A 26,905-nucleotide genomic window follows, 5' to 3' on the forward strand; every position below is an offset into this window, starting at 1 on the left:
CTATAAAAGAATAATAGAGAGTATCTTGCTATGAGTGAGAAAACGTTAGCAGTAAACGAATATTTAAAGACTGACAGTGATTACCTACGTGGCACCATTCAAGAAGGGTTAGACACTGCAGTAACGGGTGCCTTTAGCGAGGGTGATCAGCAGCTTATTAAGTTTCATGGCTTTTACCAACAAGATGACCGTGACTTACGTAATGAACGTAAAGAGCAAAAGTTAGAGCCACTTTATAGCTTTATGTTACGTGCTCGAGTTGCCGGTGGCGTGTGTACTCCGCAGCAATGGTTGGCGGTTGATAGCATTGCATCGAACTTAACCAGCTCTAACAGTATTCGTTTAACCACGCGCCAAACGTTTCAATACCATGGTATTCCTAAGCGTAACTTAAAAACGATTATTCAAGATCTCGACCGTGAAGCGCTGGACTCAATTGCCGCTTGTGGTGACGTAAATCGTAACGTGATGTGTAACCCTAATCCGGTTGAATCAAAGCTGCACCAACAGGCTTATGCCTATGCTAAGCAGTTGTCAGACAACATGCTGCCGCACACTAAAGCTTATGCTGAAATCTGGTTAGACGATGAGAAGTTAGTCACCACAGAAGGTGAAGAAGTTGAGCCTGTTTACGGTAAAACTTACCTGCCACGTAAATTTAAGATGGCTGTTGCGGTGCCGCCCGATAATGACGTTGACGTTTACACCAATGACTTAGGTTTTATTGCTGTTGCCGAAAAAGGCGAGTTAGTTGGCTTTAATTTAGTCGCTGGTGGCGGAATGGGCTCGACCCATGGTGAAGTTGCTACCTTTCCACGGTTAGCTGATGATTTTGGCTTTATTAAAGCACAAGACACGCTGAAATTTGCTGAAGCGGTGATGACGATACAGCGAGATTGGGGCAACCGCGAAAATCGAAAATTGTCGCGTCTAAAATACACCATCGTTAAGTATGGTTTCGATGTATTTAAAGCTGAAGTCGAAAAGCGTACTGGAATTAAATTTGAGCCAAAACGTGATGTTGTCATTGGCGATCGTGGTGACCGGTACGGGTGGAAGCAAGGGGTCGATAACAACTGGCACCTAACCTTGTTTATTGAAGGTGGCCGCGTTAAAGATTTACCCGGGCAATCACTGCAAACAGGGCTTAGAGAAATAGCGAAAATTCACCAAGGTGACTTCCGTATGACCTCTAACCAAAACATCATTATTGCAAGTGTTGCCGCTGCTGATAAAGATAAAATTGAAGCGCTAGCAAGGCAGCATGGGTTAATGGGGAAGCTGATCACCGAAACGCGTGGTCGCTCTATTGCGTGTGTTGCATTGCCAACGTGTGCATTAGCTATGGCAGAAGCCGAGCGCTATTTCCCCGACTTTTTAACACATGTTGAGACTTTACAAGATAAGCATGGTTTTTTGGACCAAGGCATTGTGATTAGAATGACGGGTTGCCCTAATGGTTGCGCGCGCCCTTTTGCAGCTGAAATTGGTTTAGTCGGTAAGGCGCCAGGTCGTTACAACTTATACCTAGGTGCCAGCTATGAAGGTACGCGATTAAATAAACTGTACCGTGAGAATATTCAGGAAGCTGAAATTCTTGCTGAACTAGATGACTTGTTTGCACGTTATGTATCAGAGCGGGAAACAGGCGAAACGTTTGGTAATTACACCGTTCGTAGTGGTGTAATCCCCGCCGTTATCGACGCGGCTAAGGAATTTCATGCCTGATCTGCAGATAGAATCTGTTATTGCTAAAGAGGCGCTGGTGGCTTTGCTCACTGCGCCTGAAGTTGAGCAGCAAGCTGAACTAAAAAAGGTTAACCTTTTTTTAGATCAATTGTCGCCGCAACAACGCGTACGCTGGGCATTGCAATACCTGCCAGGCAAAGCCGCGGTGTCGTCAAGTTTTGGCATTCAAGCTGCAGTGATGCTGCACCTACTTAACGCTGAGCAGCCTAACGTGCCCGTTATTTTGACCGATACCGGTTATCTGTTTCCGCAAACCTATAAATTTATCGATCAACTAACCGAGCAGTTGCAATTAAACCTAAAAGTGTATGCTTCGCCTCTTAGCGCGGCTTGGCAAGAAGCTAAGTATGGTTTCTTGTGGTTACAAGGGATTGATGGTCTAGATCGCTACAACCAGATCAATAAAGTTGAGCCAATGCAGCGTGCATTAAATGAGCTTGAGGTAGGAACCTGGTTTGCCGGGCTTAGGCGTTCACAGTCGAGTACTCGTGAGGCACTTCCTGTGCTTGCTATTCATGGAAATCGCTACAAAATGCTACCTATAATTGATTGGAGCAACCAGCAGGTACATGAATATTTGACTCAATTTGAGTTGCCGTACCATCCATTATGGGAACAAGGGTATGTTTCGGTAGGTGATATACATTCGAGTAAGCCACTTGAAGCAGGAATGACCGAAGAGGAAACCCGTTTCAATGGTATTAAGCGCGAGTGCGGGTTGCATTACGATATATAATAAGTATGCATAAATCTCGAATTTATATATCAATAAAGCTAATTGACATGGTAGATGTTACCTATTGGTGGAAAAGTTGTGCAATTGTTACCAACAAGGTTATACACAGGCTAATTTTTGGGCTATAGTTCAAAGTTCCCGTAGATGGTTTTAGGGAGCTGTTCTGTTTCAAGCCTACTTAGGTTTAGTTGTATTTAGTCTTCCGTTATCAAGCTTTGCTGAGAATGCGATTAATTGTTCTGCAAGATCCGATAATCTAAATGCGACAGGTAGAGTGGTCAGTACTCAATAAACCAAACTCAATTTAGCGCATTGTTTGCGCTAAATTGAGTGCTTAGATTGGCTTGCTAGCGCCTGCTTATCAAAGCTAATTGTCCCCAGGTAGCCTGATTAGGCTACCTGGGGTTTATATTAATTTGTGATGTTTTTCATAAATTGATGTGTAGCAAGTTTAAGTTTAATCGATTGTTTTAATTTGAGTTTTAATTTGAGTTTTAATGGTTTTAGGTGGTTGATGCCAGTCTTTCTCTAGAGCATTTTACAATGCTTAGGAGTTTGAAACCTATAATCACTGTAGGCACTGGTTAAAAAATTTAAATATTAAATTATCAAAATTATTCAAAGCAGCCCCCAACAATACCATCTGGGTTATGCAAGGAGTAATCCTGAGAATAATAGTTAAATTTTTTAGTTGCATTTGTTTTTTGTTTTGATTTTATTGGATCAGAAGAACAGCCGACTAAAAATGCAGTTATGATAATTGTTGCTAATACCACTCTATTCATGAAATCCTTTTTTAAAATTTAATCGTTGAGTAATGTTCAAGATAATTGCGTAACTATCTGGGCATAATGGCTCACTCAGATGCCAACTGCCAACTGCCAACTGCCAACTGCCAACTGCCAACCGCCAACATCTTGGGTTTGTTTTAGATGCCAGATTCATAATATATTCACCATAAAATATAAAGTGAAGACTAGCATGGGTAAATATAACATCATATTTATTGTAATCTGCACGCATAAATCTTTAATTGAAGTTGCTTACATTGAAGATGTTAGTGTTTTTTTTGCTTCCTTCCCGTTCTAGCTTTTACTTGTAACGATAACTAATGTTGCAAACATCTACTGCTTTTACCTCAGCCTGTACGCCAGCCATTATTTTTTATAAATACTATGCAAATGACCAACCTCGCTATAGGGTAAAATTGCCTATTGATAATGGGATGAAGCGCTGCACGTAGGAAGGTCCACCGGCATTATAAATGGCGATAAAAAAAGCGATAGTGCTTGTTCATTACGGCGGGTGTTAATCATTTTAGCGTATATGACTATTTATAAATTACTGTATTATAGTTAGATTAGCTATTTGTCGTGTTAGTTACTTCAATCGTTAACTTGTTAGCATGGTAGAGCGCTTGTAAAGCTTAATAAATGGAGATAACAATGAATAAAATGTTAGTCGCAGCTGCCTTTTTTGCCGCCGGAGCTGGTGGTTACTGGTACCTTCAGCAAGGCACTGAAACCGTCTCTGTTTCACATGCAGTTATGGATTATATTCCTGCCGATACCCCATTGTTTTATGGGCAATTACAACCCTTTCCAATTAAGCCTTACATCAATTCACTCTCTGATGCCTATAAACAGTCTGCGGTTAACTCGCAGCGTCAAGCTGAAGAAACAGATGAACCGCTGGTACAATTTATTATCAGCTTAACAGACGCGTATTTAGCTGCAATGAAAGACGGCGACACATTTACTCAAACATTTGGTCTTGCCGATAATATTCGTAGCTATTTTTATACCTTAGGCGTGATGCCGGTATTTAAGCTTGAAGTGGCTAACGCTGATGCTATTTGGGCATTATTAGATAAAGCAGAAGCTGACAGTAACTTTACTCATGTCGCTTCTCAGTATGAAGGAGTTAACTACCGCAGCTATCCATTAATGGATGCCAGTGAAGATGAGCAAATTAACTTAGTCTTGGCGGTGCATGAGGGCATATTAACCCTAACCTTGACCAGCTCGTTTAGTGATCCTGCCTTATTGGCCACCGCGCTTGCTATTACTCCTGTTGAGGAGTCGCTTGTCGATGCCAAAATCATTGATGACATTATTAGTCAGCATGGGTTTACTGATGATGGGATCAGCTATATCAACCATCAAGAAATTGTCACGGCATTAACCAGTACCGACGGTAATCAATTGGCTCGTCAGTTGAGTAAGCTATTTGCTATGGCAGAGCAAGATCCATTTGCCGAACTTAGATCGCCAACCTGTCAGCAAGAGTTATCAGCCATTGCGGCTAATTGGCCACGAACGGTCGCTGGCTATGATCATGTTGATATTAGCAATGCTGCAAGCTCACTCAGTTATAGAGTGGTTTTTGAGAGTAAAAATCATGTGATGCTAGATGCTTACCAACAGTTAAGAGGCTTTATTCCCTCTTATGTGCAAGATATCGACAACAGTGTGTTTAACTTTGGGCTTGGTATCGACGTTGCTCAAATGGCTCCGGCATTACAGACCGTGTGGGACGACATGCTCACACCTGAATATCAGTGTGGACCTTTACAGGTAATACAGCAGCAGATTGGTAGCCAAAACCCGCTGATGCTTGGCATGCTAACCTCAATGGCTCAGGGTGTTAAAGGCGTTGGCGTGTCAGTGATAGATTATGAGATTAATGATGATATCGACGCGCCTGAAATCAAAAGCCTAGACGCACTATTTAGTTTGTCTGCAGACGACCCCGCTATGCTGTTCAATATGCTTAAACCGTTAATCCCTGAGTTGGCGAGCATACAACTACCCACCGACGGCACGGCGGTGGTTTTAAATGATGTGTTACCGATTGCGTCTCAAATGAAGCTAACCGCTAAACTTGCCGTAAAGGGGCAGCATTTGGTGCTGTATTACGGCGATAAGGGCGAGGTTGCCGTTAACGCTTTGGGGGCCGAGGCGCTGTCGCGCAATGGTCTGATTGCAATGTCAGTTGATTATTTAAAAATATTTGCGCCACTGTTTACTTTTATTGAGCTGACTGGAGAGCCGATCCCAGAAGAGCTTGAAGCGATGAAAGATTATAATATGCGCGTTAAGTTGGCGGTCGATGTTAATAACAAAGGTATTGAGATTGACTCTGTGCTGAACTCGCGCGCGACTCAGTAACGGCTAAAAGTAGCCTATCTAACGCCAGTGCTACGCTGGCGTTTTTTATTTCTGCGCTAGTAGTACTGTTGCTTTAGTTAGCTCATTAGTGCGCCTTAACGCGTTGAACTTAGTGGTTTTAATATTTTTTAGGAGAATAAAAATGATTATTTCAGGGCTGTTTTTAAAGGCCAACGAGATTCGAGTGGTAACCCTAGAGGGCGAGCGGGCCAGTCATTTGTTAATTGCACCAAAAGTGACCAAATTTAGCTTGCTTAAAAACCCGACTCAGGCCGAGGTTGTAGTATTTCACACTAACCTTAACGCATATCTACAACACCATAGAGTGGATAAGGTCGTTATTAATCGGCGGGCAACCACGGGGCAAGGTGCGGGAGGCGCCGGTACATTTTTAATGGAAGGTGTCATTTTAGCGACTTGTCCGTGCGAGGTGGAGTTTGTTCACCCGGCGACTATGCGCGCTACAGATAAACGACACAGCGAACTTAAAAACGGCCGTCCAGCGACAGTTGATTTAGGCAAGGCTTACGATTTAGCATTTGAATGCCTGAGTTAACGATGATCTTTATCGAGATATAGACGTATAAGTGTTATACCTAGATGGCGTCAACAAGCTTAATGCCGGTTTCATCGATTAAGTTGTTATAAGCAGGGGCTGGGCAAATATTTATACCGATTAGGGCGCTGCACACTACGCCGCCAATGTATGGTTTGAACTGAGCAGATCTTAGACAAGGGCAACTAAATGAGAAATATAATGCTAAATTATTTGTTTAAAAGCACATTTAAAACAATAGCTAAATCTTTATCTATAACGCTGCTTTTGCTACCGCTGTCAGCAATGGCAACAGATTTAAAGGTCGGTGATATCGCGCCAAATTTTAATTTGCAAGCCACTGATGGTCATTTCTACCAATTAAGCGATTACCATGGTAAGCAGGCGTTAGTGCTGGCATGGTATCCAAAGGCAAACACTTATGGTTGTACGTTGGAATGTAAGTCTCTTGTACAAAAAGGGCACCTTATCCGCGAATACAATGCAGTGTATATGATGGCTAGTGTCGATGACTTAGAAGACAACCAAGCTTTTGCCCAAGAGCAAAAAGCTGATTTTCCAATGCTCAGTGATCCAACAAAAGCAACCGCAAAAGCTTACGATGTACTCAATCTTTTACGCATCGCTAGCCGAGTCACCTTTTATATTGGTGAAGATGGAAAAATCTTAAAAATTGATGAAGAGATCAACGCTGAATCTGCTGCTGAAGATATCGCTGCCACGTTAAAAGCGTTGAATATCAAAAAAGTTAACTAGAATCGTTAGCTGTTTTTACGCTGTTGTAACTAGCGCCGACCTTTGAAGCAGCCTTACCAATAACGCGTACATAACCCAAAAAGCCCAAGGCAATAACTGCGTTGGGCTTTTTAGTGTTTATGCATTTAATACTAGCGAGGTTAGAATTCGTCTTCTTCGCAGGCGTCTCTCATACGCTCTTTACGGGCTTGCTCTTCTTCAAATGCAGCTTGGATCTCTTCAAGTACCGCACTAATGTCGGCGGTATGTTCGCTTTCAACAAACTCACCGGTTAATTCAGTCTCTGGGGTTAAGTCACCTGACTCAAATTTCAACCACATCTCTTGCGCATATTTAGAGCCTAATACCGACGGTGCATATTGACCATAATATTGGGTCATGTTGTTCACATCGCGTAATAACATGCGTTTGGCATTGTTGTTTGCTGCAGCATCAACGGCCTGTGGTAAATCGATAATCACCGGACCTTTGTCATCGAGTAATACATTAAACTCTGACAAATCGCCGTGAATAAGGCCGGCACACAACATGCGTTGAACATCTTTCATAATTTGAGCATGGTGCGCGATTGCCATGTCTTCGGTCAGGGTTATGTCGTTAAGGCGAGGCGCAACATAGCCGGCATCATCAGTGACCAGCTCCATTAGCAATACGCCGTCAAAACAGCCGTAAGGTTGCGGCACTCTGACTCCGGCATAAGCGAGTCGATAAAGGGCGTCGACCTCAGCATTTTGCCAAGCTTGTTCTTGTTCTTGGCGACCGTAATTAGAGCCTTTTTCCATGGCGCGGGCGCGGCGACTGTTACGGCTTTTTCGGCCTTCACGGTATTCGACCGCTTTTTTAAAGCTGCGTTTGTCCGCTTCTTTGTAAATTTTAGCGCAGCGGACATCGTCGCCACATCGTACGATATAGACGTCAGCTTCTTTGCCGCTCATTAATGGACGAACAACTTCGTCTATTAATCCTTCATCAACCAATGGTTGGAGTCGTTTAGGGGTTTTCATAGTGCTCTTATACCCTACTTAAGCAAGCTATGGAACAAAAGTGTCAGATTCGCGCTAAAAGACCCCGTTATGGTGACCTTTTTACTGCTGACAGAGAGCTTACTTGGCGAGGTTTAACCGCAGGGCTTAATTTTGCACTAATTACATTGGCGATATTTTGCTGATTTAAGCTGACTGCATCAATGTGAAAGGCGGGCGTAATACCGATGCCTGAAATCAGCTTACCTGCGGCGCTATATGCTAAAGCCGCGCTAAATTGGGCCTCCAAACCACTATTTTGTAACATAACGCGATGCCGCGGACTCAGGCTGCCACGACTTTGTTCACCAATGAGTGTAACGTTGGGCCAAGCTGATGCCATGAGTGCCAACCATTCACACTCTTGTTGGCAAGTTGCATCAATGAGCAGGTACAACTGCCGATTTGTTACGCCATCATTTAAGTTCGATTTAGGCAACGGGCGCGTTAGCCAGCGGCTAAAATCAGGTGAGTCTGCACGTTGACTATCAAAGCCTAATGTTTCGAGGTTAACTTGTTCAAAAAATCCGAGTTGTTCAATCGGTTTAAAATGATACTTAGCAAACTGTTTGGCGTTAGAGTTTGGGTAGCGTCGGTATTTTATGAGCCCTACGGTATTGTTGTAGGGTGAGTGTGGCACTGCAAAACGCTCATATAACCAAGCCGATAACGCGGTATCACTAACTTTGAGCTCTCTGATATCAATATAAAGATCAGCGGTACTATCATCTGCGGCGGCAAGTTGCCTCATCACCGTTTGCTTAAGGTTGTGCTCAGCTGGGTAGCGGATGATGAAAGGAGGCATGTTTGCCATTTTGTTTATTGCAGTCAGTTGGCCTGGGTTTACCAGATCTAACTCGTACTGAATCGTGTGCGCTTCACGATTAGCTAAAGTTAAGGTGACGTACGTTGAACTGGCAAGGCCAATATCCAATTGCAGTCGGTTTATGTGCTGTAGCCATTGGCTTTGTTCGGTTACTGATAATTTCAATGAGTCAGGTATATAGCGTTGGGCAGCAATGACCCAACGCTGCATAGGTAAGCCATTAATGTGGGTTAGCAGAGGGTAATCTTCATTAATAAGTTGGCCAGAAACTTGCGATGCAATCCAGTTTTGATTGTTATGTTGCAATCTGGTTGGCAACACCAATAGCGGTGAGTGTTGCAACATACTCGGTGGCAAAGTGATGTTTGCAGCCGGATCATTGAGAGTGGTGAGCCAGTGTTGCAGCTTAATTTGAAATATTGCAGCGTTACTTGTTTGGGTTGTGGCCGCTAATAGCAATTGACCTTGCTGGGTAAACGCGTTTTTGCGGGCGGGGTCTAACATGGTAAAAGCGGATTTTTGGTTGATGACGTTTAATAACTGCTGGATATCTTGGCGCTGTTGCTCAATGCTGAGTTGGTATGAGACGCGCTGAGGGAAAAAAGAAAGTCGGATCAATTGCACTGCGCTTATTGTCATAATAAGCGTCAATATCAATACAATAGTTTTGAAACTGACCGTCATATCTAATCCTTGATATCGCAGGCATAACCATCAAGTTAGGCCTGCACAGGTAGCTGATAAAGATTAAAGAATGTCGTTAATTGAAACCCCAATTCCTATTCTTTGGTTGTGTGAGTTGTAGTCAATCAAGCTTTCACCGTAGCCGTTAAAGTACTGAGTGTAAAGTCGTAGATTACCCATAATCGGGTAGCTCCATGTAAACTCGATTGCGCCACGGTTTGGTTTTTGAATGTAGTTGCGTACTGTTAAGCTAAATCGGTGCTCATCAACACCGTAGACCCCAGTAAATTGTACATTACCCATATAGTCGGTGATATCAGGGTTGTCGTCTCCGCTTGCTGACTCCGGTGTTTCTTTTTCATCTTCAGGTATACGCCACCATGCTCTAGCTTCCAGCGCAAAAGGGCCAGCATCAAAAATCATCAAGCCATATAAGCGGTTCCAACTTCTTGATAGTGAGCCTGGTTGGCCGTTAGATTGGTGTACAGCCCCCACGCCCCAAAAAGAATTATTGAGCGGGCCGAGCTGCCAGTCGTTGGTGAAGAGCATGAAAATTTCAGGTTCATGATTGGTTTCTCTAAACGGCGACGAAATATCTTTGTTGTAAACCTGCCAATAAGACTGATTGGTATACGCTGCATATAAGTAACCATTGTCACCAAATACATTATTCCAAAGCGGAAACTTAAAACTGATTTGAAACTTAGCCTCAGTTTTATCAAGGGTGAATGGGTAATCTGCCGCTTGCTCAGCAAAAGGATCTATATTGGGCGATGAGTTATAGGTAACAGGCAGAATATAATTCACTTTATGTGGCGTAATGACATAAGGCAGTTCGCCTGTTGCCGTTTCTTCTATGACTCGATCATCAACTAATGATGTTTTATTTTTAACTTCAATATTATCAATGTCTTTTGCTTTGTCTGTATTAGCAAGTGATGCAAAAGAGCTACCTAGCCCAAGACACAGTAAAAGCGTGCTTAGCTTATTCATATTTTTCCCTGAAGAGTGATCAAACTGCACTGTTTTTATTGACTGTAATTGTACCTATTAGTGGTTGCCATTAATAGCAGGTTAACCCTGACATAACAGATGTTGTCTTTGTGCTGCGAAGTAGCTGTCTGTGTTAAGTGTTTGGGCTTGACGCTTGTAAACGCCTCTAGAATTAAATGCGATAACTTAGTGCTGAATGGTGTGCGGGATAAATGAGTTTCTGAATCTAGAAGATGAATAGATAAATTATATTGTTGTTTTTTAATGTTTTAAATGCATTCGTTCTTCATTATTAAATATGCATCATCGCCTCTAATAACTAAAAGTTATAACTGGTTCGAAATTTATATTTATTATGGAATAAGAGGCTGGTTATATTCATGCTGTCGATTTTAAATAGGGTAGCTCGATGGACATACTAACTATGCCGGGACAGGTTGCAGGCGGAAAAGTGTGGATAGTTGGCGCTGGGCCTGGTGATGTGGACTTGCTTACCGTTAAGGCTTACAGAGTCTTGCAAAGTGCTGATGTCGTGCTATTTGATGCCCTCGTCAGTTCAGAAATTATGGCGCTTATCCCTGCCTCGGCAGAAAAAATAGCTGTTGGAAAACGTGCGGGTTTGCACAGCGCTGCACAAAGTGAAATTAACCAACTGCTCGTCACTAAAGCATACACCCGTAAAAATGTAATACGCCTTAAAGGTGGTGATCCATTTATTTTTGGTCGGGGTGGTGAAGAGCTGCAAACGATTGTGGAAGCGGGTCTTGATTTTGAAGTGATCCCAGGGATCACCGCCGCCAGTGGAACTGCAGCTTATGCCGGAATTCCATTAACCCATCGAGATTATGCACAAGGGGTTAGCTTTATTACCGGTCACTGCCAACTCGCTAGCCGCCCTATGGACTGGCGCGGATACGCAAACCCAAACAATACCTTAGTGGTTTACATGGGAATTTTGAACGCCAATATCATTAAAACAGGTTTGCTCGATGCCGGGCGAGCACCCGATACGCCTGTCGCAATTGTCTCTAAAGCAACCACTCAAGATCAGCGCACATTTATTGGTACGTTAAGCAATATTGAGCAGCTTGCAGCCGATCCTGAATTAGTTATGCCAGCATTAATGGTTATCGGTGACGTTGTAGCGTTAGCTGACAGTCTCAACTGGTTTAAGCCACAAGTTGTGCAAAGTACAAATTTAACCAAACAAATTAAATAGTTGTGCTTAGCACATTAGCATCAAGAAGACGGAGAATTAGCATGGCCGCGAAAGAGTTAAGCCATTTGCAACAATTAGAAGCTGAGAGTATTCAAATTATTCGTGAAGTTGCAGCGGAGTTCGATAATCCCGTAATGATGTATTCTATCGGTAAAGATTCGTCTGTGATGCTGCACTTGGCACGCAAAGCTTTCTACCCCGGCAAAATCCCTTTTCCATTGTTACATGTCGATACAGACTGGAAGTTTAAAGAGATGATCGCATTTAGAGATGCGCAGGCCAAAGAGTTTGGTTTTGAATTGCTAGTGCATAAAAATCCTGAAGGTATTGCTATGGGCGTTGGTCCGTTTACCCATGGTAGCGCAAAGCATACCGACATTATGAAAACCCAAGGGCTTAAACAAGCACTAAATAAGTACGGTTTTGATGCTGCTTTTGGCGGCGCTCGTCGCGATGAAGAAAAGTCTCGAGCCAAAGAACGCGTGTACTCATTTCGCGATAAACATCATACATGGGACCCCAAAAGCCAGCGTCCAGAGCTATGGCGTACCTACAATGGCGCAGTAAATAAAGGCGAAAGTATTCGCGTGTTTCCATTATCTAATTGGACAGAGTTAGATATTTGGCAATATATCTTTCAAGAAAGTATCGATTTAGTACCACTGTATTTTGCTCAAAAACGTCCTGTGGTAGAGCGTGATGGCATGTTGATTATGGTTGACGATGACAGGTTGCCTTTAGCTGACGGTGAAACGGTTAAAAATGAGGTGGTTCGTTTTAGAACGTTAGGTTGTTACCCATTAACCGGAGCTATGCATTCACAAGCGGATACGCTAGAGAAAATCATCGAGGAGATGTTGCTTACACGTTCAAGTGAACGCCAAGGCCGGCTTATCGATTCAGATCAAAGTGCATCGATGGAACTTAAAAAACGCCAAGGCTATTTCTAAGCGTGTTTTGCTCAACGCATAATTAGGTTTAAAAGGAATAAATCATGAACCAAGCAGTAAGTAATACCACCCGCTTAGCCGCAGAGCTTGAAGATATAGGTGTTAAAGCCTATTTATCGCTGCAGCAAAATAAGGGCCTTTTGCGCTTTTTAACATGTGGCAGTGTCGATGACGGTAAAAGTACTCTGATAGGGCGTTTGTTACATGATAGCGCTCAAATTTACGAAGACCAGCTAGCCAGTTTAAAAAGCGACAGTGCCAAAGTGGGCACTACAGGCGAAGAGGTTGATCTAGCGTTACTGGTAGATGGTTTGCAAGCTGAGCGTGAGCAAGGCATTACCATTGATGTCGCCTACCGATACTTTTCTAGCGACAAGCGTAAGTTCATTATTGCCGACACTCCAGGGCATGAGCAGTACACTCGTAACATGGCCACGGGAGCATCGACGTGTGATTTAGCTGTCTTGTTGGTTGATGCTCGTTATGGCGTACAAACCCAAACTCGCCGTCATGCATTTATTGCGTCACAGCTAGGCTTACGCCATTTTGTTGTGGCAATTAATAAGATGGATTTACTTGGTTTTGACCAAAAGGTTTTTAATGACATTAAAGCCGAATTTGCTGAGTTTGCGGCGCAATTAGGTGATATTGAAATTCATTACGTTCCACTATCAGCACTTAAAGGGGACAATGTTGTTGAGCGCAGTAGCCAAACCCCTTGGTATAAAGACGGAACATTACTCGAACTGCTTGAAACCATCGATACACGCCGTGAGCTATCTAATCTTCCAGTACGCTTTCCGGTGCAATACGTGCAGCGACCTAATCTCGACTTTAGAGGCTTTGCTGGCACCGTTGCATCAGGTGTTATTAAAGTGGGTGACGAGCTGGTGGCATTGCCATCGGGTAAGCGCAGTAAAGTGGCTCGTATTGTGACATTTGATGGCGATCTTCCCGAGGCGATTGCTGGTCAAGCGGTGACATTAACTCTCGAAGATGAAATCGATATTTCACGTGGTGATTTATTATCGCAAGTTGAAAACGCTCCTATACTGGCTAACCAGATCATTGCTGACATAGCATGGATGGATGAAAAACCATTACAAATAGGTCAACTATATGATTTAAAAGTGGCAGGTAAGAAATTACAAGTCACAGTCACTCGGGTTGAGTACCATGTTGATATTAATACATTAGCGCATAAAAGAAGTGACAGTATTGGTTTGAACGATATGGCTCGGGTAGCGCTTGAGCTTAATGAAGCCATTGCTATTGACCCTTACACGCTAATTCGTGACACCGGCGGCATGATTTTAATTGATCGATTATCTAATGCTACAGTCGCTGCGATAATGGCTGTAGCAACCTCTAAGGTGGCTAAGTCAACGCAAAGGTTTACTGACTACGAGCTGGAATTGAATGCGCTGATCCGTAAGCAATACCCTCATTGGCAAGCGCTAGATATTAGTAAGCTTGAAGGGTAATCGTGTCTGAAATATGGGTGTTATCTACCATTTTACTCGCCTTAGTCATTGCGTTAATGGCAGGTATTTGGACCCCCGCAGCCCTGTTTTTTACGGCAGCATTGGTCACATACCTGCTAGGCATGGTGGAAATTGAAGCGGCATTGGGTAGCTATACCAATACTAGTTTAGTGACTTTAGTGTTGATTATCTTATCAACCACCGCATTAGAAAAAACCTCATTGCTGGGCAGACTAAGCCAAATAGTTGGTCAAGGATCGTTGGCGTCAACATTGGCTAAGCTAGGTTTTTCAACTGCGTTATTGTCATCATTTACCAATAATACTGCGGTGGTATCATCATTGATTGGCGTGGTTAGGCGTAATCAATCACATGCGCCTGCAAAGCTGTTATTGCCGTTATCTTACGCGGCAATATTGGGAGGGACTCTTACCTTAATTGGTACCTCTACCAATCTGATTGTTAACTCCTTTGTTGAAAATGCAGGTTTAGAACCACTGGGATTTTTTGAGTTTTCATTGGTCGGAATTGTAATCATTACTTTAGGTGTTGGCTTACTGGTTTTGCTAGCCAATGTATTGCCTGACCGGCGAGAAGACAGCGATGAAGAAAGCTTGCCTTACCTACTTGAAGCCAGAGTTGCTAAGCAGTCACTGTTAATTGGTAAAAGCGTACTTGATAATCGCTTGAGGGCGCTAAAAAAGCTGTATTTGGTTGAGTTGGAACGCAGCGGTATACGAATTTGCCCTGTGCCGCCGCAATTGGTATTACAAAGTGAAGATATTTTACGCTTTGGCGGTGCGGTTGAGTCGGTAGAGTTGCTGCATCAATTTGATGGACTTGAATGGTTTGGCAAGCAGCAGGCTAAAGGGCAAAACTTGATTGAGGCGGTTCTTGCCTCAACTTCAAAATTGGTGGGGGCATCATTAAAAGCATCCAAGTTTAGGGAGCAGTTTGATGGCGCGGTACTGGCTATTCGCCGTGGTCATCACCCATTAAAAGGAGGCCTTGGCGATATTGAATTACAAGCGGGAGATGTATTACTGATCACACCTGGTGACGGTTTTAGTCGTAACGCTAAATTGGCTGCTGATTTCGCAGCGGTCAGTGGTCTCGATCTCAGTGTGCGCCTAGACAAACGTCGCAGTCAGTGGGTATTAGCTGGCTTTGTATTAACCATTTTTGCCAGTGTGATTGATGCATTCCCATTGGTTAAGGGGCTGATATTATTGCTGGTGAGTTATGTGACTATTGGTGCGGTGAGTTTGTCTGAGTTAAGGCGTCGTTTTCCTATTGAGCTGGTGGTCATTGTTGGTAGTGCATTAAATTTGGCTAATTTGATGTTATCAACCGGGTTAGCTAATGATATTGGTGCCCTCATTCTAGATTCGTTAAATGGCTTTGGGGTATTTGCTGCATTTGTTTGCGTGTATTTTTTAACCTTGATATTGACCGAGCTTATTACAAATAATGCAGCAGCGGCGCTGGCCTTTCCCGTGGCATACGCCATCGCGATGAGTTATGGGGTTGATACTCGACCGTTTATCTTAGCAGTGGTATTTGGCGCTAGCGCCAGCTTTATATCGCCTTATGGCTATCAGACTAATTTAATGGTTTATAGCGCAGGTAATTATCGTTTTACTGATTTTTTAAGGATTGGAATACCTTTATCGGTATTGTACTCATCAATTGTCATTACTTTAGTACCATTGCTGTTTCCGTTTTAACGTTATGTTATTGCCGCTATACGGCATTTAGTTTCAGCTGTAGTGAATGCGGTACAGTTGCTTATAAAGTTATTTATTCAACCATTTATATATTCGTTTGGGAGTGATTATGTCTAACATCGTTTGGCATCCGCACAGTATTGATCAAAAGTCACGGGCACAGCAAAAAGGCCAAAATCCAGTTTTACTCTGGTTTACGGGGTTATCAGGTTCGGGCAAGTCAACCTTGGCTGGTGCGTTAGAGCATGCGTTATTTGATGCCGGCTTTCATACTTATTTACTTGATGGCGATAATGTTAGGCATGGTTTGTGTGAAGACTTAGGTTTTAGCGCCGTTGACAGGGACGAAAACTTACGCCGTGTGGGCGAAGTTGCCAAGCTTATGGTTGATGCTGGTTTGGTTGTTTTGTCGGCATTTATTTCGCCGACTAAAGAGGAAAGAGATAGAGTGCGTGCGCTATTTGAGGCAGGGCAGTTTATTGAAGTGCACCTCTCGACGCAATTAGCAGTATGTGAAGCCCGTGATCCTAAAGGCTTGTATAAAAAAGCGAGAGCAGGTGAAATAAAAGATTTTACTGGGATATCTGCTCCTTATGAAGTTCCAGATGCAGCAGAATTAACCATTGATACAGATAAAGGAGACCTGGCTACTCAAGTGACTGCAGTGCTCGACTATTTAGCCGCACTACAGATTATTGATGCTTCCAAACTCAAAGCTGCTGGTTAATTTGGTTCAAAGGCAACAATACCAATAGTTGCAGATAGACATTATTAAATGTGCTAAGTACAACTATTTAATTTGTTTGGTCAAATTTGTACCTTGCACACCTTGTAGCTTAAACCTGTTGAGACTGGCAGTGGCAGCCTCTGTTAGTCGATTTTAAAGTCCTGTGCAAAAATAGCTTTTAATGCCTTGATGTAGTTAGTGTCGGTATTAAAGTGGATCAGCTGTGCGAGCTCATCGCCAACGGGAGTAAAGCGGTAATAGTTAAAAAACAACTGACCGCTTTTTGGCGTCAGCTTCAGCTTTATTTTACTTAAGGCAAAATTGATTGGCTTTTTACTGCTTAGTAAGCCTGTTTCTAGTTCACTGCGGTGCAAAATGCCAGCTTCAATTAAGGTCAAAATATTGGAGTAAGGCAAGCCAAACTGAGATAAGCCAATATTTGTTTGAGTGGCTTTTTTAAAAATTTGCCCCAAGCCTCCGGCATGCTTAAAACCAATAATTAGTTTGAATTTATTCTCGTTATTCACCAGTACCGACATGCTCAGAGCTTTTTCTAACACTTGGGCTTCTTTGTGGGTTAGCTGTTTTAATGTAGATAGAGTTCGCAAGCTGAAATTACCCGGACTGGCAATTTCACTGGCTAAAATACGCCCCCATAACTCTTGCATTTTACGGTTATGGATCTGCTCCGCCAGTTGAAAAAACTGATGCGCCCAATCGGGATCTAGGTCGGTGCCGGTAGTGTCCGACGGGGTTTGGCTAATGGCTATTTTGTAAATAGTTTCTAAATTAGACTGGTACTGCCGCGCCTGAATTTGGCTGCGCTGTAGGGCTCTTTCATCGATTGAAGCGCTACTTGGACGGTAATCTTCACTACTACTAAGGCCGAGCATACGGCCCAACAACAAGGCTTTTTTTCGAGCTGAAACATCGGTGGACTTGGTGTTATCGCTGTTCGTTGACTTCAGCGCCTGATTTTTTGTGTCCTTTATTGTTTCAACCACCCGTTAAGCCCTCTGTTTATTTAGTCGTTATCGCACCGCTACTTAATCTGTGTACTATCGGGTTATACGCTAGATTTAACAAGTGCTATCTCGTTAATTTCAAAACGGACTCATTTCAAGCTTACACATTTGTGAATTTATTTTGCAGCGTTGATGCCATTTTGAGCCGGTACTAACGAGTAATAGACTCAATATGCATCAGTTCGGTTCTTGTGTTTTGCGACTGAGCAAACTCTTTAAATGATCTAGCCAATGTTTCAGCTAGCCAAGCATATTCTTGCGAACCGTAGCGCTGACTCGACAGTTTAAGGCGGTAAGATGATTTATTTTTGATTAAAGCCGCTGGCGCCGGAATAATGGTTAAGTTAGTTAAATCTCGCGGTAATGCGAGTGTTGAGGTGTACGTAAGGTAATTGCCGGTGCGGATGGTATCAAACAGTGCGCTACAATCACCAAAGCGACCTTTTATATTTAATGTAAAACCATGTTCAGCTAATACTCGCTCCATGGTTGAGCGACCATAGCTATTCCAACCGCTTAAATCGCTCATTAATACTTGATAGTTACTCAAATCTTCAAGACTTACCCGACCAATTTTTGCTAATGGATGGTTGGAATGGGCGATAAAAATGCGCTGGCATGAGGTCAGTTCGACTTCGTTAATGCCGGCAGTGCTGTTAGGCAGCATGTGAATGCCAAAATCGACTTTACCGCCAATAATGTCTTCTTGAGAATGATGGTTCCAACTATGAAAAGACAAATCAAGGCGAGGGCATAACGTTGCCAGTTCGCTAAATAACCGAGGAAACCAGCCAATTGTGGTGATGTCACCATGGACAACTAAACGACGGTTAATTTGCTGAGGATTGAAGCTACCAGCGTGAAACAACTCTTCTTCGATTTGATTGAGGATATTATTGACACTAAGTGCCAACCTACGGCAGTAATCTGTTGGTTTTAAACCATCGTTTGTTCGAATAAATAGTTCATCGTTGAACATTTCGCGCATGGTGGCTAAGCGGTATGACACAGCAGAAGTACTGAGCGCAAGCTCTTCTGCGGCAACGCCAGCACTGCCAGATTCTACAATTTTCTTCAGAATGTTCATGTGTAGCACAGAGAGTTTTAAAATGTCTTTGGCCGGCATACTCAGTCCTGATGTGAATCTAATTGGTTATTTATTATCTTAACAGTACGACTAAGTTATTGAATTAAAACTCTATAGGTTTAAGAGGTAGGTCATAGCATTATGGTGCTAGCACTCATATTTTGTGAAAGTGATCGGTTAATTGCGTTGAAAAAAGCGACAACAGGTTGCCGCTGTTTTAGTTGGCTGGCTGCTTGGTGAAACATAAAAATGGCAACGAACCCTATCGGTTGCAATTCAGGCTTTTAGTGAAAAATGCAATCGTTAACGGTAGTGCGCAAACAATGAATACGCAGTAGCTAATGATGCAGTACTGAGCCATGTTTAAGCCAAAAAGAGACCAATCGTCTTCACCACAAATACCGCTAGGGGCAAACTCAAATGGTAGCCATTGGTGCAGTGGCAGATCTAACGGGAATGTTGGCTCAAGTGAGCAAGCATTAGCACCTTGACCAGACTGGAACAAGTCGAGCCCAGCTTCGGCTGCGTGAGAGGCAACATGTTGGCCATCCAAAATAATTGCTTTGTCCATGCCGTAAATAATGCCGTACCAAGCGAGCGCTAAACCTAGCACTTTAACGATGACGTTCTTTGGTGCAATAACCATTGCAATGCCAGCAAGTAAAATACAAAACTGGCTAAAGCGGATGTAAACACAGTTTTCACATGGATCCATTGCTAAAAACCACTGGAAATATCCCATCGCAGAGCCAAGTAAACACACGCAAGCACAGGCCATTACCACCCAAACCGTCCGTCTCTCTTGAGTGGCCTCAAGTGTGGCTAACGGACGCGCTTTAAGGTCAGCAAACCACTGTTTTAATTGAATCATCATAGTTCACCTTAAAGGTTATTTTTGATGGTTTCATCAAGGTTAGCAAGTGAGGTAATGCTGCTGGTATCAATCATCTTGTTACCGCTAACAACAATGGCAGGGATCCCTTTTTTCTTAGCGATAGTTAACGCAATCGTGCGGTCATAGGCGAGCTTTGCTTGCGCTTTTGGGCTTGCAAGCGCTGCTTTAAATTCAGCCTGAGACATGCCTGCAGCCTTAAGGCCAATTGCAGCAAGGTCACCCTTAACAGCTGTAGAGCCTTTCACGTTTTTAAGCTTTTGGTCATGCACTGCGGCATACATTGCTAGTTTTGCTTGTTTGTATTTTTTGTGGCTGATAGTGTCAGCCGCGGCTAATACTTCACAAGATTCAACACCTAGCTTACCTTTGTTTTCTAGACAAATCGCTTGAAAAACCGTGCCGTCGGGTAAGTTTTTTACTAAGTTAGGCGTTACTGCTTTTTCGTACTTGTAGCAAAATGGACAGTAAACCGAGTAAACTTTTTGCACTGTGTTATCGAGTGCGGGTGTGTCAATTTGTATAACTTCTGCAGCTGATACCGTGAATGTGACTAATAATGCCGTCGCAAGTATGCTAAGTGTTTTTTTCATGATTACCTCAAATATCGGTTGTCGGTGAATGAAATTTTATAAATGATATGAAAAGTTGAGATCAATCGATTCGCCATTTTCGTTATACCCACCCATTTCATTGAAATGATGATAAACAACAGCAAGGTCAAACTTGTCGTTAAAGCGGTATTTACCACCGAGCATGGCATGATGGCCGTGATCTTTATCCCAATTGTATACGTCGTTAAAATCTTCATCTCGATCCCAGCGAGAATCGTACATTGCAAACGCAACTAGCTTTTTATTAATGGGGTAAATTAAGTCGAGGCGAGTGCCAATATAGCTTGGACCATTGAAGGAAGCCTTAGGTGTGTGCCCCATTGAGTATGCAGCGCCGGCGCCAATTTTATATTTAAGTTTACCAATGGAGTTATGGTAGGCCACGCCGCCGAGGTTAGTAAACTCAACGATTTTAGTGCTACCGGTTGAAAACTCATCCCACCAAAGTTGGAAGTTTGAGTCACCAAGGTGAACGTAAAGGTCGGCGTAGGTCTTGAATGAAATAAGTGCATCACCAGTATAGCGATGATCTTTTAGGCCAAATGGGTTTTCATATTTGGCTTTTAATGCCAACTGGCCCCAGTCGGCGGCCACTTTATGTTTGGCTGATAGCGCAAAAAAGTTGGCCATGTTTGAAGCCTTGGCGTCGGTGCCCATGTGAATTCGTCCGCCAATACCTATGCTTGTGTCGCGTTTTAATACCTCAGCTTGCGCACTCGTGCTGAGTAGAACTGCTAATACAGCTACCGAAGATAATTGCTTGAACATTTTAAAGCCCTATTATTAATTTGAATGTTTTAATTAAATCAATGGAGGTTTAATACATTTTCAATAGACTTAATATATAAAAGGAGGGTTGCCCCTCCCTTTATATTAATTTAAGTATTAACGACCAAACATACTCTCGGCATCAATAATTAATGCTCTGTAGTGCGGCGTATTAGGCTTGTCAGATAATACGTTTATTTCAACTTTAACTTCTTTAGTGTCGTAATCAATTTCATTAATTTTACCAATGTTTCTTTCACCTTTATTAAATAAGTGAACAGAACCACCGAAACCAAACATGGTATTACGGTCAGCTTGGTAATCTACCACCGAGGTAATTGGTGAATACCAATCATAACCACGTTCTTTACCATATTCCCAAACTTGCTCAACAGTTCCTTTTTCTTCATCAATTTTATATTCAACAAAGCGTGAATACTTCATGGTTTTTAGTGCTGGTTGCTCGAGTCCGCGACCATCGCCATTATCAAATACGGTGAGGGTGCCTTTACTTGACAGCCATGCAGTATGTTGTGTGTATGAGAAGTCAAAATCACCTTCACAAACACCTTTGCTGGTACATTCAATTGGGTTACCGTCAGAGTCTACAGGCTTAAGTAGTTTCTCTTTCCAGCCATCTCTCCAACCTTCAGACGGGGCTAAAATCCATTTAAGTTTCTTGTCGCGAGTAATTTTTGCTACGCCCTGGTGACGGAACGACAATATGATGCTGTCATCTTTTGGATCGTAATCAATCGAGTTGATATGAGCCCAGTTACGGCCTTGGCCTACACCTGGAATATCTCCATAGGGTGCATCAATATCAATGTCTAAGGTTTCGCCAACATGTTCCATGTCAACATTCACACAGACGGCACCAATATCGAGCGCTTTCATAAGTGAATCACGGAAAGGATCCATAATTAAGCCGATGTTCCAAACATCAACCAAGTGGCCTTTTTCATCTAACTCTAAGATATGATCTCGAAGTGTATGTACCGTGTCGCCGGCTTTGTTGACGTAGTTAGCTTTCGCTGCACGAACGAGGCGGTGACCGTTATCCATGATCTCTGTTGCATGTGATAAGTCGACATAACCACGTGGTAAGTCATTTGCTTGGATTTTACCCATTAAGTCGAAATTACCCCAGCGTTGACCCTGTACAAACGAAATATCGCCGTCGCCAGTGTCTTTAAGGCCCATCATGTAACCACGTTTTTTGATATCCAGCTGGGTTGCATCATAAACTGCATCTTGGTTTAGCCACCAACGGTACTCACCCTGAGTATCGACAATGTAAATCATTGGTGGTGCATCAAAAGGTAGCGCGCCGGTAGAAGGTGAGCTCGCTTGTAAAACCGCTCCTTTAGGTTTTGGGCCAGACCAATGCATTTGTGAACCTTGCTGAGTTAACGTGTGTGAGTTAACCATATATAGGCGGTCTTCAAACCCTTTTGCCACGGTTTTAACTTCAACATCTTGCAGCCTTGCAACGTTGCGGTTATCAATATATTTATTGACGATAGGCGAGGTAATGACTTTGTAATCTTCTTTAATTTTTTTGCCGTCTAACTTGTATTCAACAGTTACGTTGTTTTTGTAGTCTGGGTATAAACCAAAGATAGGAATACCGTCATGGTGCATTACGGTTTCTGGCCCAACTGGGTACTCAATGTCGACCCCATTTTTGCCTTTTCCGTGCACTGTTACTTTAACATCAGTCGGTTTTTTACTGTGAAGATCTAATAGAGCCGTTAATGGTGAGTTACCATAAGGGTTAACCAACATTGCGCCTAACTCACCTACTGCTGGAGCAGCTTTAAAACCTGCCGACATAACATTTGCACTGCTCAATAAGGCCAGTGATACAACAGAAGCTATAATACACTTTTTCATTTTAGTATCCTTTATCGAAATTGGTTTCTTGCTTTCGGGAGCTAATTTATAGAGTGTGCTGTTGTATTATTGTGATCAATTCGACAAATATATTTTGCGTGTTTTTTAATTGTTTTTATCCTTGAACTTAAACACAACAAAAATAGCCTTTCCTAAAAACAAGGAAAACCGATCCAGTTTTTTATCTTGGTTTTACAATACTTTTAATCGGGGGGTATATATTTTAAATGGCCAATGTAAAAGTGTTTGTAGTATTTTGAATTAAAAGTTTCTGCAGCAAGGTTAATATAATCAAGATGAACTTAATTTGTTAGATTACTTAATGTCAGTAAATTAAAGTGCCTTTGACATATAGCTATTAGCCACTTTACCGAAAGCGCCGTTTTTTTAAAGCGGACATTATTAAGCTAAGGCTGTGCGCTGGCGATCCTTTAAGTATTATTGAAGCCAACTTAAACACCAGCGGTACTGGCAATACCTTTGGGTTTAGTACTTCTTACTAAAGCATAACGGGCAAAAACATTGTATAGGTCAAAATTCTCAACACTAAAGTTTGGTGTGGGCAAATCCAGATAACCAATTACATGAACGGACATCGTTTTGCTAATTTAGCTTAGGCTGTACTAAGTTTGAGCCTAGATCTGTTTAGTTTGGCCGCAGCGGGCCGCTCAGCAGTAAAGCGCTAAACGGCTAGAAAATCGTGGTTGATAAACTCAAATTACGATTTGCTTCAACCTTGTGCATGTAACAGTGGTATCAGCTTGGGCTAGTGATGAGCTTGGCGGTGAAGTTGGCTGTACTGCGTTTTGATTGCTGCGGCAGTGGTTGAAATTTACAAGGTTGTTGAGCATTTTGTGAGTTAGGTGAAAATAAATACGCGAATCACTTTATAGCTCGTGATCTGTTTCAAGTAATATTGTTGATGGATCCTCTATCATTAGCAAAATCGAATTTTATAGCAAAAGGCAGTTATTGCGAATGAGCAAGATCCTAATCGTTTATTCAAGTGTTCGTGGTCAGACGCGTAAAGTCTGTGCTCATATTGAGAAAAAGCTCACCGCTTTAGGTAACGAAGTACAAGTTACTAGTATTGATGAAAGCGTTGATCTGGCTGAATTCGACAAAATTGTTATCGGCGCGAGTATTCGTCATGGTAAGCATAATCCAGCTGTTTACGATTTTATTGAAGCTAATCAAAGCACGTTAGAGCAAAAGCCTAGTAGCTTTTTTTCGGTCAGTTTAGTGGCGCGAAAACCATTAAAAAACACGCCGGAAACCAACCCATACATGCGCGCTTTTGTCGACAAATCACCATGGTTACCGCAGCTGCTTGAAGTATTTGGTGGCAACCTAAACTATCCCGGTTACAACATGATGGACCGCAATATCATTCGCTTTATTATGTGGATCACAAAAGGCCCAACCGCTGCCGATACAAATGTTGAATACACTGATTGGCAAAAAGTAGACGCTTATGCAGACAAAGTAAATCTATTATCTGCAGGCTAAATCGCTAATTTTTGAGAGTGTTATGGCTAAATCAAAACTAAAAACTTGGCTCGATAGATACATCGCGCAGCAACATATTGTGGTCATTTTTACCGTTGCATATCTTATTATGACCAGCGGCTTTGTTTTGATTGGTCGTAGCCTACGTGCTAACGCAACATTTTGGGATTTAAGCCATGTGTACTTAGGCTTATTGACGGCATTGTTGGCGGTGGTATTTTTAATCACCACTTGCTTAAAAGGTAAGTGGCGCCAGTATTTTCCTTGGTTAATTGCTGATTTTTCTCAGCTATCGAAAGACATTAAAGGCCTCGCAAAAGGTAAGCTGCCTGTGGCGGGTGGCCGAGGTTTATTTAGCATTGTTGAAGGCTTGGGCCTATTGGTCTTTGTCGCGGTAGGTGTTACTGGGTGTTTATGGTATCTAACCCAAGGGACGGCCGACGCCCTGCAATGGCGTGGTTACCATATTGATTGCGCAAAAGTCTTTATTGGGTTTATCGGTGTACATGTGGTTTTTGCATGTTCACATGTGCTGGACTTTATTCGTAATTAGTTTATCAACCTTTTTTGTCTTCAAAGCTGTTATCTTCGCCGCCTTTAACTTAAATTATGACTATTAAGGATAAATTAGGGGCGGGAATTGCAACCAAAGATCATTCACCTTATCGATGATGCAAAACTTGGTGGCGTTAATTTAGCGTTAGAAAGCCTTGCTGCCTCGACATTAAACCAATCATTTGAGTTTCAATTACACCATATTCAGCTTATCAAACCATCATTTTGCCGCTATCAGGCTCAAGTTATTGTTGTACATGGTGCCCTTAGTTGGCGAAAAATCCCGGCGCTTATCGCGATAAAGCTTGCCAATATGTCCACCCCTTTAATGTACCAAGAACATCATTATTGCCGTGAATTTGTGCGCCATTGTGTAGGGAAGCCGTATCGTTTTAAATGGCTGCTAACACTGGGTTATTCGCTTATGGATAAGGTGCTAACTGTGTCGGATCAGCAAGCGGATTGGTTGGTGGAATGCGGGGTGATATCTGAAACTAAATTGGCTCGAGTTGGGCAAGCCAAGCAGGTTGAGCCATTTTTAGCCATTCCCAAAGCTAAGCAAGCTACCCCACTTAAGTTGGTGGCTTATGGTCGATTATCCAAGCAAAAAGGTTTTGATCTATTAATCAAAGCCATGGCGAGCTTTAATGCAAAGCAAGTTACGCTAGCGATTGCCGGAGACGGCGAAGACAAAGGCGCACTTCAACAGCTAGCTCAAGCAATGCCGCATGTAACATTTGTTGGGGAGATCAATGATGTGCCTACGTTTTTACGTTCGGGTGATGTGGTGGTGATCCCGTCGCGCTGGGAACCCTTTGGGCTAACGTGTATGGAGTCTATCGCTGCTGGGCGGCACGTTGTGTTGCCTGCGCTGGATGGTTTGGCTGATCAAATTGACGACTTGAAAGACGTTGGGGGCAAGCAGGGTTATGAGGTGATTAACCCTTTAACGGCGACCGGCATAGTTGAGGCTATCGAACGTGTTAGTCGCAGCGCTGAAATTGGCAGTAACCAATTGCAGCGCCAAGCTACGCAGCTTGCCTGGCAACGGGTACAGACGCGTTGGCTGCAGTTGTTACAGCAACATTGCTAGCGCATATTACAGTGTACAACCAATAAAAAAGGCGCCAGTTGGCGCCTTAGTAATACGTTGACTCAAAGGTCAAAGTTGATTGGTTTACCCAATTATTTATGTTCAACCGCAAGGTAGTTAATTAGGTCAATAAGTTGGCCTAGCGTTTGAATCGAGCTCATGTTTACGGCGTATTTGTCGTTAACCACGAACGCTGGAACACCTTGAATTCTAAATTCTTGTTGCTGCGCGCGCCATAACGCTAGTTTTTCGTCGGTTAGCTTACTATCAGCAATTTTGTCGTATTTAGCTGAATCAATTCCAAATTGTGCAAAAACCGCTTTAATATCGTCACGGCTTTGAATTTTCTCTTCATGCTCATGACCTTCTGCGCTGTGATCATGGTGTCCGCCTTCGTCACCTTGAATGGCAGAAAACATGGCGTGCTTAAGTTTGTCTTTTTGACCTACTTCATGAATAACCGCTAGTGAGCGCATGACTTCAGTACCAATTTCGCTATTCATAAAATCAACGTGTTTGGTATCGAACGATACTGACTTGTGTAGGTTTGCTTTGATGTCGCCTAAAAACTGCTTTTCCATGCTGAAACAGTTGTGGCAATACAAAGAGAAAAACTCAGTCAGTTTAGGTTCGCTGCTAGGCGCCTTATTTGTAACTTGGGTAAAATGTACACCTTCAGTAAATTGCGCAGCAAAACTGCTAATTGGTGCAACGGCGAGTGTTAATGCTAAAGCAATATGTTTAATCAAACTAATGTCCTCAGGTGACCTTTTCTTTGTAGATAAGGGGTGTGCATAGCGCGTAAAAATTTAACCCAGCGGGTTAGGCTATTTAATATCTTTGATATTAAATTAAGCGGCTTAATTA

General features: G+C 42.7%; 24 protein-coding genes. 13 read left to right on the forward strand and 11 right to left on the reverse strand.

The genetic code is table 11. From position 1 onward, the window contains the following. Nucleotides 1-30: 30 nt before the first annotated feature. Both cysI and RGE70_RS02915 read left to right on the forward strand, forming a co-directional pair. Entirely contained in the window at nucleotides 31-1,728 is a 1,698-nt protein-coding gene (gene cysI / locus RGE70_RS02910) for an assimilatory sulfite reductase (NADPH) hemoprotein subunit (RefSeq protein WP_310470059.1), read from the forward strand. Beyond that, nucleotides 1,721-2,485, forward strand: a complete 765-nt coding sequence (locus RGE70_RS02915) for a phosphoadenylyl-sulfate reductase (RefSeq protein ID WP_310470060.1) — start codon at nucleotides 1,721-1,723, stop codon at nucleotides 2,483-2,485. Before cysI ends, RGE70_RS02915 begins: the two co-directional genes overlap by 8 nt. Before the next feature lie 614 nt (nucleotides 2,486-3,099). On the opposite strand, the gene RGE70_RS02920 is transcribed toward RGE70_RS02915, so the two are convergent. Continuing rightward, nucleotides 3,100-3,270 carry a hypothetical protein gene (locus RGE70_RS02920; RefSeq protein WP_310470061.1) on the reverse strand — a complete coding sequence of 57 codons (171 nt, stop codon included), beginning with the start codon at nucleotides 3,268-3,270 and terminating at the stop codon, nucleotides 3,100-3,102. Between the two features lie 660 nt (nucleotides 3,271-3,930). On the opposite strand from RGE70_RS02920, the gene RGE70_RS02925 reads away from it, so the two are divergent. The 3 genes from RGE70_RS02925 to RGE70_RS02935 all read left to right on the forward strand — a co-directional run bounded on the left by RGE70_RS02925 (nucleotide 3,931) and on the right by RGE70_RS02935 (nucleotide 6,967). Beyond that, nucleotides 3,931-5,655 carry a hypothetical protein gene (locus tag RGE70_RS02925; protein ID WP_310470062.1) on the forward strand — a complete coding sequence of 575 codons (1,725 nt, stop codon included), beginning with the start codon at nucleotides 3,931-3,933 and terminating at the stop codon, nucleotides 5,653-5,655. A 142-nt stretch (nucleotides 5,656-5,797) separates the two neighbouring features. Continuing rightward, a complete protein-coding gene (locus RGE70_RS02930; RefSeq protein WP_310470063.1) occupies nucleotides 5,798-6,211 on the forward strand; it encodes a DUF3010 family protein in 414 nt (137 codons plus the stop codon). A 285-nt stretch (nucleotides 6,212-6,496) separates the two neighbouring features. Then, entirely contained in the window at nucleotides 6,497-6,967 is a 471-nt protein-coding gene (locus tag RGE70_RS02935; protein WP_310470064.1) for a peroxiredoxin family protein, read from the forward strand. A 140-nt stretch (nucleotides 6,968-7,107) separates the two neighbouring features. On the opposite strand, the gene RGE70_RS02940 is transcribed toward RGE70_RS02935, so the two are convergent. The 3 genes from RGE70_RS02940 to RGE70_RS02950 form a co-directional block, all read right to left on the reverse strand. Continuing rightward, nucleotides 7,108-7,971: a PA4780 family RIO1-like protein kinase gene (locus RGE70_RS02940; protein WP_310470065.1), complete on the reverse strand. Its 864-nt coding sequence runs from the start codon at nucleotides 7,969-7,971 to the stop codon at nucleotides 7,108-7,110. A gap of 67 nt (nucleotides 7,972-8,038) precedes the next feature. After that, nucleotides 8,039-9,499 carry a S41 family peptidase gene (locus tag RGE70_RS02945; RefSeq protein ID WP_375087891.1) on the reverse strand — a complete coding sequence of 487 codons (1,461 nt, stop codon included), beginning with the start codon at nucleotides 9,497-9,499 and terminating at the stop codon, nucleotides 8,039-8,041. A gap of 63 nt (nucleotides 9,500-9,562) precedes the next feature. Next, nucleotides 9,563-10,492 carry a phospholipase A gene (locus RGE70_RS02950; RefSeq protein ID WP_310470067.1) on the reverse strand — a complete coding sequence of 310 codons (930 nt, stop codon included), beginning with the start codon at nucleotides 10,490-10,492 and terminating at the stop codon, nucleotides 9,563-9,565. A gap of 409 nt (nucleotides 10,493-10,901) precedes the next feature. On the opposite strand from RGE70_RS02950, the gene cobA reads away from it, so the two are divergent. The 5 genes from cobA (at nucleotide 10,902) to cysC (ending at nucleotide 16,599) form a co-directional block, all read left to right on the forward strand. After that, nucleotides 10,902-11,711, forward strand: coding sequence for a uroporphyrinogen-III C-methyltransferase (cobA, locus tag RGE70_RS02955; RefSeq protein WP_310470068.1), 810 nt, complete (start codon nucleotides 10,902-10,904; stop codon nucleotides 11,709-11,711). Nucleotides 11,712-11,752: 41 nt separating this feature from the next. Next, on the forward strand, nucleotides 11,753-12,661 hold the full coding sequence (gene cysD / locus RGE70_RS02960; protein ID WP_310470069.1) for a sulfate adenylyltransferase subunit CysD: 909 nt from the start codon (nucleotides 11,753-11,755) through the stop codon (nucleotides 12,659-12,661). Nucleotides 12,662-12,705: 44 nt separating this feature from the next. Then, nucleotides 12,706-14,145 carry a sulfate adenylyltransferase subunit CysN gene (gene cysN, locus RGE70_RS02965; protein ID WP_310470070.1) on the forward strand — a complete coding sequence of 480 codons (1,440 nt, stop codon included), beginning with the start codon at nucleotides 12,706-12,708 and terminating at the stop codon, nucleotides 14,143-14,145. Nucleotides 14,146-14,147: 2 nt separating this feature from the next. Next, nucleotides 14,148-15,872 carry an SLC13 family permease gene (locus RGE70_RS02970; RefSeq protein ID WP_310470071.1) on the forward strand — a complete coding sequence of 575 codons (1,725 nt, stop codon included), beginning with the start codon at nucleotides 14,148-14,150 and terminating at the stop codon, nucleotides 15,870-15,872. 109 nt (nucleotides 15,873-15,981) lie between these two features. Further along, nucleotides 15,982-16,599: an adenylyl-sulfate kinase gene (cysC, locus tag RGE70_RS02975; protein ID WP_310470072.1), complete on the forward strand. Its 618-nt coding sequence runs from the start codon at nucleotides 15,982-15,984 to the stop codon at nucleotides 16,597-16,599. A gap of 143 nt (nucleotides 16,600-16,742) precedes the next feature. Here the strand turns inward: cysC and RGE70_RS02980 are convergent, their stop codons facing one another. The 6 genes from RGE70_RS02980 to RGE70_RS03005 form a co-directional block, all read right to left on the reverse strand. Next, complete coding sequence (locus RGE70_RS02980; RefSeq protein ID WP_375087892.1) at nucleotides 16,743-17,603, reverse strand: TIGR03899 family protein; 861 nt, start codon at nucleotides 17,601-17,603, stop codon at nucleotides 16,743-16,745. Nucleotides 17,604-17,775: 172 nt separating this feature from the next. After that, nucleotides 17,776-18,750: a LysR family transcriptional regulator gene (locus RGE70_RS02985; protein WP_310470073.1), complete on the reverse strand. Its 975-nt coding sequence runs from the start codon at nucleotides 18,748-18,750 to the stop codon at nucleotides 17,776-17,778. A 223-nt stretch (nucleotides 18,751-18,973) separates the two neighbouring features. Continuing rightward, a complete protein-coding gene (locus RGE70_RS02990; RefSeq protein WP_310470074.1) occupies nucleotides 18,974-19,585 on the reverse strand; it encodes a disulfide bond formation protein B in 612 nt (203 codons plus the stop codon). 8 nt (nucleotides 19,586-19,593) lie between these two features. Then, on the reverse strand, nucleotides 19,594-20,196 hold the full coding sequence (locus tag RGE70_RS02995) for a thioredoxin domain-containing protein (RefSeq protein ID WP_310470075.1): 603 nt from the start codon (nucleotides 20,194-20,196) through the stop codon (nucleotides 19,594-19,596). A gap of 36 nt (nucleotides 20,197-20,232) precedes the next feature. After that, on the reverse strand, nucleotides 20,233-20,985 hold the full coding sequence (locus tag RGE70_RS03000; RefSeq protein WP_310470076.1) for a hypothetical protein: 753 nt from the start codon (nucleotides 20,983-20,985) through the stop codon (nucleotides 20,233-20,235). Between the two features lie 117 nt (nucleotides 20,986-21,102). Beyond that, complete coding sequence (locus RGE70_RS03005) at nucleotides 21,103-22,881, reverse strand: aryl-sulfate sulfotransferase (RefSeq protein ID WP_310470077.1); 1,779 nt, start codon at nucleotides 22,879-22,881, stop codon at nucleotides 21,103-21,105. Nucleotides 22,882-23,859: 978 nt separating this feature from the next. Between RGE70_RS03005 and hemG the strand changes: the two genes are divergently transcribed. The 3 genes from hemG (at nucleotide 23,860) to RGE70_RS03020 (ending at nucleotide 26,038) form a co-directional block, all read left to right on the forward strand. Then, nucleotides 23,860-24,390, forward strand: coding sequence for a menaquinone-dependent protoporphyrinogen IX dehydrogenase (hemG, locus tag RGE70_RS03010; protein ID WP_310470078.1), 531 nt, complete (start codon nucleotides 23,860-23,862; stop codon nucleotides 24,388-24,390). A gap of 22 nt (nucleotides 24,391-24,412) precedes the next feature. Beyond that, nucleotides 24,413-24,943 carry a cytochrome b/b6 domain-containing protein gene (locus tag RGE70_RS03015; RefSeq protein ID WP_310470079.1) on the forward strand — a complete coding sequence of 177 codons (531 nt, stop codon included), beginning with the start codon at nucleotides 24,413-24,415 and terminating at the stop codon, nucleotides 24,941-24,943. Nucleotides 24,944-25,030: 87 nt separating this feature from the next. Next, nucleotides 25,031-26,038, forward strand: a complete 1,008-nt coding sequence (locus RGE70_RS03020) for a glycosyltransferase family 4 protein (RefSeq protein WP_310470080.1) — start codon at nucleotides 25,031-25,033, stop codon at nucleotides 26,036-26,038. 92 nt (nucleotides 26,039-26,130) lie between these two features. Here RGE70_RS03020 and RGE70_RS03025 read toward each other — a convergent pair whose 3' ends face one another. Beyond that, nucleotides 26,131-26,787: a thiol:disulfide interchange protein DsbA/DsbL gene (locus RGE70_RS03025; RefSeq protein WP_310470081.1), complete on the reverse strand. Its 657-nt coding sequence runs from the start codon at nucleotides 26,785-26,787 to the stop codon at nucleotides 26,131-26,133. Nucleotides 26,788-26,905: the final 118 nt, after the last annotated feature.

Origin of the sequence: Shewanella youngdeokensis, assembly GCF_033180165.1 — a bacterium.
Taxonomy (GTDB): Bacteria; Pseudomonadota; Gammaproteobacteria; order Enterobacterales; family Shewanellaceae; genus Shewanella; species Shewanella youngdeokensis.

Excerpts from the sequence above, each read along its gene's own strand:
- RGE70_RS02915 (WP_310470060.1), top strand. The coding sequence starts at position 1,721 with ATGCCTGATCTGCAGATAGAATCTGTTATTGCTAAAGAGGCGCTGGTG.
- RGE70_RS02935 (WP_310470064.1), top strand. The coding sequence starts at position 6,497 with ATGGCAACAGATTTAAAGGTCGGTGATATCGCGCCAAATTTTAATTTG.
- cysD (WP_310470069.1), top strand. The coding sequence starts at position 11,753 with ATGGCCGCGAAAGAGTTAAGCCATTTGCAACAATTAGAAGCTGAGAGT.
- RGE70_RS02920 (WP_310470061.1), bottom strand. The coding sequence starts at position 3,270 with ATGAATAGAGTGGTATTAGCAACAATTATCATAACTGCATTTTTAGTC.
- cysN (WP_310470070.1), top strand. The coding sequence starts at position 12,706 with ATGAACCAAGCAGTAAGTAATACCACCCGCTTAGCCGCAGAGCTTGAA.
- hemG (WP_310470078.1), top strand. The coding sequence starts at position 23,860 with ATGAGCAAGATCCTAATCGTTTATTCAAGTGTTCGTGGTCAGACGCGT.
- RGE70_RS02950 (WP_310470067.1), bottom strand. The coding sequence starts at position 10,492 with ATGAATAAGCTAAGCACGCTTTTACTGTGTCTTGGGCTAGGTAGCTCT.
- cysI (WP_310470059.1), top strand. The coding sequence starts at position 31 with ATGAGTGAGAAAACGTTAGCAGTAAACGAATATTTAAAGACTGACAGT.
- RGE70_RS03000 (WP_310470076.1), bottom strand. The coding sequence starts at position 20,985 with ATGTTCAAGCAATTATCTTCGGTAGCTGTATTAGCAGTTCTACTCAGC.
- cysC (WP_310470072.1), top strand. The coding sequence starts at position 15,982 with ATGTCTAACATCGTTTGGCATCCGCACAGTATTGATCAAAAGTCACGG.
- RGE70_RS02995 (WP_310470075.1), bottom strand. The coding sequence starts at position 20,196 with ATGAAAAAAACACTTAGCATACTTGCGACGGCATTATTAGTCACATTC.
- RGE70_RS02940 (WP_310470065.1), bottom strand. The coding sequence starts at position 7,971 with ATGAAAACCCCTAAACGACTCCAACCATTGGTTGATGAAGGATTAATA.
- RGE70_RS03015 (WP_310470079.1), top strand. The coding sequence starts at position 24,413 with ATGGCTAAATCAAAACTAAAAACTTGGCTCGATAGATACATCGCGCAG.
- RGE70_RS02990 (WP_310470074.1), bottom strand. The coding sequence starts at position 19,585 with ATGATGATTCAATTAAAACAGTGGTTTGCTGACCTTAAAGCGCGTCCG.
- RGE70_RS03005 (WP_310470077.1), bottom strand. The coding sequence starts at position 22,881 with ATGAAAAAGTGTATTATAGCTTCTGTTGTATCACTGGCCTTATTGAGC.
- RGE70_RS02925 (WP_310470062.1), top strand. The coding sequence starts at position 3,931 with ATGAATAAAATGTTAGTCGCAGCTGCCTTTTTTGCCGCCGGAGCTGGT.
- RGE70_RS02945 (WP_375087891.1), bottom strand. The coding sequence starts at position 9,499 with ATGACGGTCAGTTTCAAAACTATTGTATTGATATTGACGCTTATTATG.
- RGE70_RS02930 (WP_310470063.1), top strand. The coding sequence starts at position 5,798 with ATGATTATTTCAGGGCTGTTTTTAAAGGCCAACGAGATTCGAGTGGTA.
- cobA (WP_310470068.1), top strand. The coding sequence starts at position 10,902 with ATGGACATACTAACTATGCCGGGACAGGTTGCAGGCGGAAAAGTGTGG.
- RGE70_RS02985 (WP_310470073.1), bottom strand. The coding sequence starts at position 18,750 with ATGCCGGCCAAAGACATTTTAAAACTCTCTGTGCTACACATGAACATT.